This window comes from Methanocalculus sp. (assembly GCF_030651615.1).
In the GTDB taxonomy this organism is placed as follows: Archaea; Halobacteriota; Methanomicrobia; order Methanomicrobiales; family Methanocorpusculaceae; genus Methanocalculus.
Genome location: NZ_JAUSCG010000219.1, coordinates 1 through 4,509 on the forward strand (window position 1 = coordinate 1; position 4,509 = coordinate 4,509).

A 4,509-nucleotide genomic window follows, 5' to 3' on the forward strand; every position below is an offset into this window, starting at 1 on the left:
TTTAGAATCTATGGTATATGCGCCAGTTTTATCTGGAGTATTGCATGAATGAAAAAATCCAGCCACTGGTTGGAGAAATTAGCTGGAGTCATAATATCGTTATAATGTCACGTTGCAAAGATCCTCTGCAACGTGAATTCTATAGTAACAGGTCAGCTCTACCTGTAAATCTCAGTAAGTACCATGCAAGTACCATGCAACCCGGATTCCTGCTAATCCATAACGATGTGTATGTAATGGTGGATTAATTGGAATCTAATCGCAATTTTCGAGCAGATACTTGAGCTGAATATGATTGTGGCCGGGGTGCGTGAGGCACATCCCCATCGGCTGCCGATGCGGTAGATCGAGGTGACAGATATCAAAATTGATAAAGAGGTGTATGAGCTCAACAGGCTCACTGAAAATGAGAGCCAGATGGTGGAGGAGGTATCTCAATAACCATTATTTCCCACTTACAGCAAATGTCAATGGCGGTGTAAAAATGCTCAGCTGTGGCGGTCAGGAGGAGTTTTTCCCCCCCAGGATGTTCATTTCCCAGAGTTCACCCAGTGAATAATCGGTGAGCCAGTCTAACAGATCGTCTGGAGCAAGCCGTTTGATCGTCGTCTCTCCATTATGGCGGTCTACAACAAGGATATCTTCTGGTTCAAACAGGTTGAGCAGGCTGACAGACTGTGTTGAGAGGATGATCTGTGATTGTATCGATGCACTGCCGATCAGTGCTGCCAGAATCTGGAGCGTAGATGGATGGAGACCTAGTTCCGGCTCATCAATAATGATGATCTGAGGGGGATTTGGCTGGCAGAGGAGTGTTGCAAGGCAGATGAACCGGAGTGTCCCGTCTGACAGGTGGTGGGCAAGGAATGGGTAGTCTCTGTTTTTCTCTTTCCATTCCAGCTTAATCAGGTTATTGTTCTCGGGGAGTGTTCTGAGGATGAAATCATCGAAGATCGGGAAGACAAGCCGAACCATATCCCGGATATCGTTGTAGTTCTTCTCATGGACGTGCTGTAAGTAGTAGAGGAATGGTGCGAGATTTGCGGCATCCTGCCTGAAGTACCTATTGTCATTGATCTGTTCTGTCGCCTTCATCGGGGATTCGTTGCTGGTATCATGGAAATGATAGACCCGCCAACTCTTCATGCTCTCCAGAACAGAGCGTGATACAGAGCTACCAGATGATTTTGCATACGTATTCAGCTTTGTTTCCCGATGTCCCGATCCAAGAATACCGGGGTATGGCGTATGATCCTGACGCTGATCAGAGAACGTTGCTGCTTCTTGCCGGAAGAGAAGACTTTCATCTTCTGCCACCTCCCAGCTGCAGGAATATTCGTTCTCCCCAAAACGGAGATCAATCTCAATCTTGTTTGTGGTCTTTGGGCCATAATGGAGGAGTGAACGGATACCTCCTGCTTTTGCCACTGCGAACTGGAGCCTCCCCTCAACCATCTGATTCAGGAGATGGAAGATAGAGAGGAAGTTGGTCTTTCCGGCACCATTTGCCCCGATCATGATATTGAGATCGTGTAAGGTGACATCCAGGTTCTTTATCGATTTATAACCTGCAATATGGATTGAATCGAGTTTCATTATTTCTCCTTCCAAACACTGTTTTTCCTCATGCATTCTGCACACCTCCCAATCGTGAAATGGCGATCCGTGAGACCGGAGGAGCAGGTGATGGTACGATGATGGAAGGAGAGGACTGAAGTGGGGTTGGCTGAGGGGGGTATCATGGACAGGATCAGTTATGATACGGTGATATCATATCTCAGATCCCATCAATCCTCTCTTTCAGTTCAGCAGCAGCTCTCTTCATAGAGTCGAGATCCTTAAACCCCGGGAAGATCACCTTGCCTGATGAGAAGATGAGGGCGGTACCCACCTCACCCCGATAGACGACACCCGGGAACTGCTCAGGCTCATACTCGACCTGCTCCATTCCTTCTGCGATGACGAACCGGGAGAGGTTGATTGGTATTCCGAAGTCTTCCATCCCGACGATATTCTGGACCTTTGGGGCGGTTGCGTCTCCCCGTTCGATGATAGGGGATATGATGTTGAGGAACTCCTGGTAGGCTCCGTCGATCTGATCGAGGGATTTCAGGCCATAGATGATGTATTTCCCGCTTCTGTACAGGGTGACCTTGCCGCCGGAGATGAGGATGTAGGCGCCATGATAGTTCTCAGGGTCATATCTGTACGACTCTGCCGGGATCTCCACCAGCCGCTGAAATGAGATCTCCTGGTGGAGGTCACCGGAACAGACGATATTGATGATCTTCATTCAGCGGTCTCTTGAGAGTGTTGGTGTTTCTTCTTCAGATAGGTATTGATCTCTTCCTTGTCCCCTGGAAGATGAATATCATACCAATCGCCGGAATGATCACTCTCTCAGATACCGTCCTCCGACCGGCACAAAACGATCAGGCTTCTGCACCGCCGCATACGCCCGGATATCCTCAAGCTCAAGTGCCATCCAGCTCCGCTTCCGGCTCTCATTTCCCTTCCTGACCCGGAAGGCCTTCCACCTCTCCTGGTTCTCCAGGTACGCGATCATCTCATCCCGTGTGAGGAAGACGGCGTCGCCATAGGTGTCATAGAAGGTGAGGGGGTCTTCTGCGATCAGTATCCGCTTGATCACTCCTTCCCCGACATACCCGGTATCTTCATGCGACTGGTAGAAGACGAGTTTCAGTCCCTTCTTCAGCTCTTTAAAGACCGTTGCCGGTTTGACGAAGACGGTTTTACCCTCCTTGAAGAAGCGGTGCATGTACTGTTTTGGGATGGGGAATGTGACGCCGGTGATGGTCGTTTCTTCGGTCTCCATGAAACGATCCATTGTCATCGTTTGTCTTAAAGGCTATCTTGTGGTGATCAAAGGCGGGCATGTATGGATGAGAGGTGAGCGACCGGCTCATACTTATAGTAATCTGATGAGAGTTCCTCCAGCCGATGAAACTTTGGTTTGCCATTGAGAGGGCTGAAAATCCTTGGCTAGGGAAGAAATAGGATTTCAATAGAGTCTCTAATTCGTTAATCATTGAACATCCCAACTCCTCAATGATGTGCCATTATCTTTTCGTAAGCATCACATACTGCTGAAATAATTGTGTCAGCCTGGTCCATCGTATTGTACCTACCATACGAAATACGGATAGCTGATTTTGCTTTCTCCTCAGTTAACCCCAGTGCAAGCAACACATGGGATGGTGTGTCTTGGCCGGAATTGCAAGCTGAACTAGTCGAGACACAAATACCCTTTAAATCCAATAATTGCATCAGTGCTTCACCGGAAGCACCTTCAAAACTGAAATTAATTATGCCGGGAAGACAATTCTTTGCATCACCGTTTACTTGTGCGGTGGGAAGTCTTGCCAGAATGCCCTTGACCGTACAATAAACCATTGCCTGTAGTCTTTTTGTAGATTCATCCATTTTAGCCATGCTTTCTTCAATAGCATAGCCTGCTGCTACAATTCCTGCGACATTCTCTGTTCCAGCACGAAGCCCATGCTCCTGCTCGCCACCAAATATCAAAGGCGATAATTCTAAACCGGATCGTTTATAGAGTATCCCCACACCTTTTGCTCCATTAAACTTATGGGCAGATGCAGTTAGAAAATCAACCTGTAAATCGCCAACACTCACGGGAATGTGCCCAACCGCTTGAACGGCATCGGTGTGAAACAGAATATCACGCTCACACAGGATTTGACCAATTTCTGCTATCGGCTGAATGGTTCCGATTTCGTTATTGGCAAGCATAATTGAAACCAGTTTTGTGTTATGTTTTATTGCCGCCTTAACATCCTCAACCGAAATTCGTCCCGTATTATCAACAGACAGGAAGGTAACTTCAACGCCGCCACCTTGTTCAAGTGCACGGCAAGCTTTCAGGACAGAGTGGTGTTCAATAATTGAGGTAATGATGTGAATCTTTTCGTTGTGGTAAAATTCTGCAACACAGCGAAGTATCCAACTGTTTGCTTCCGACCCACCAGAGGTAAATATGATTTCTGACGCCTCTGCGCCAATGGCTGATGCAACCTTCTTCCGTGCTTGCTTCACGGCACGTTTGGCTTTTACTCCAAGCGAATACTGGCTAGATGCGTTTCCGTATTGCTCGCGTAAAAACGGAAGCATCTGTTCAAATGCCCCGTCGGAAATCCGCGTAGTCGCGGCATTATCAGCGTAAATCACGGCATCATCACCTCAGAATTGTTTGCAACCTAGCTCCTTAAATTCCTCAACCTTGGCTAGGAGTTCATCAACAGTAACCTCGAGATAAGCAGCTAAGCAATCAAGGCAGTAAAATCGCTTTGAGTTTACATCAAGCAGTTTTTTATTAAGCCCGATTGCAATTTTACCGAGTTTTGTCTCACACTGGTAACAATCGGTGTGCTTACTCATAGTCTATTCTTCCCTCAACTTATACGATGACATGCTCCGTTTTCCGAATTGGGCGGAGTCGATTATCTTCATCTGTTGTAATACGATATC

6 protein-coding genes are annotated in these 4,509 nt (G+C 47.3%); 1 reads left to right on the forward strand and 5 read right to left on the reverse strand.

Annotation, left to right across the window (positions count from 1 at the left end; translation table 11 throughout):
• Nucleotides 1-17 precede the first annotated feature (17 nt).
• A complete protein-coding gene (locus tag Q7V06_RS10455; protein WP_370650842.1) occupies nucleotides 18-248 on the forward strand; it encodes a DUF1016 N-terminal domain-containing protein in 231 nt (76 codons plus the stop codon).
• A 253-nt stretch (nucleotides 249-501) separates the two neighbouring features.
• Here Q7V06_RS10455 and Q7V06_RS09280 read toward each other — a convergent pair whose 3' ends face one another.
• The 5 genes from Q7V06_RS09280 to Q7V06_RS09300 all read right to left on the reverse strand — a co-directional run bounded on the left by Q7V06_RS09280 (nucleotide 502) and on the right by Q7V06_RS09300 (nucleotide 4,419).
• Complete coding sequence (locus Q7V06_RS09280) at nucleotides 502-1,596, reverse strand: AAA family ATPase (protein ID WP_304840843.1); 1,095 nt, start codon at nucleotides 1,594-1,596, stop codon at nucleotides 502-504.
• A 181-nt stretch (nucleotides 1,597-1,777) separates the two neighbouring features.
• On the reverse strand, nucleotides 1,778-2,293 hold the full coding sequence (locus Q7V06_RS09285; protein WP_304840845.1) for a hypothetical protein: 516 nt from the start codon (nucleotides 2,291-2,293) through the stop codon (nucleotides 1,778-1,780).
• 99 nt (nucleotides 2,294-2,392) lie between these two features.
• Nucleotides 2,393-2,836, reverse strand: a complete 444-nt coding sequence (locus Q7V06_RS09290) for a DUF365 domain-containing protein (protein WP_304840847.1) — start codon at nucleotides 2,834-2,836, stop codon at nucleotides 2,393-2,395.
• Between the two features lie 230 nt (nucleotides 2,837-3,066).
• On the reverse strand, nucleotides 3,067-4,209 hold the full coding sequence (locus Q7V06_RS09295) for a cysteine desulfurase family protein (protein WP_304840849.1): 1,143 nt from the start codon (nucleotides 4,207-4,209) through the stop codon (nucleotides 3,067-3,069).
• Nucleotides 4,210-4,221: 12 nt separating this feature from the next.
• Complete coding sequence (locus Q7V06_RS09300) at nucleotides 4,222-4,419, reverse strand: hypothetical protein (RefSeq protein ID WP_304840851.1); 198 nt, start codon at nucleotides 4,417-4,419, stop codon at nucleotides 4,222-4,224.
• Between the last annotated feature and the right edge of the window lie 90 nt (nucleotides 4,420-4,509).

Excerpts from the sequence above, each read along its gene's own strand:
- Q7V06_RS10455 (WP_370650842.1), top strand. The coding sequence starts at position 18 with ATGCGCCAGTTTTATCTGGAGTATTGCATGAATGAAAAAATCCAGCCA.
- Q7V06_RS09280 (WP_304840843.1), bottom strand. The coding sequence starts at position 1,596 with ATGAAACTCGATTCAATCCATATTGCAGGTTATAAATCGATAAAGAAC.
- Q7V06_RS09285 (WP_304840845.1), bottom strand. The coding sequence starts at position 2,293 with ATGAAGATCATCAATATCGTCTGTTCCGGTGACCTCCACCAGGAGATC.
- Q7V06_RS09290 (WP_304840847.1), bottom strand. The coding sequence starts at position 2,836 with ATGGAGACCGAAGAAACGACCATCACCGGCGTCACATTCCCCATCCCA.
- Q7V06_RS09300 (WP_304840851.1), bottom strand. The coding sequence starts at position 4,419 with ATGAGTAAGCACACCGATTGTTACCAGTGTGAGACAAAACTCGGTAAA.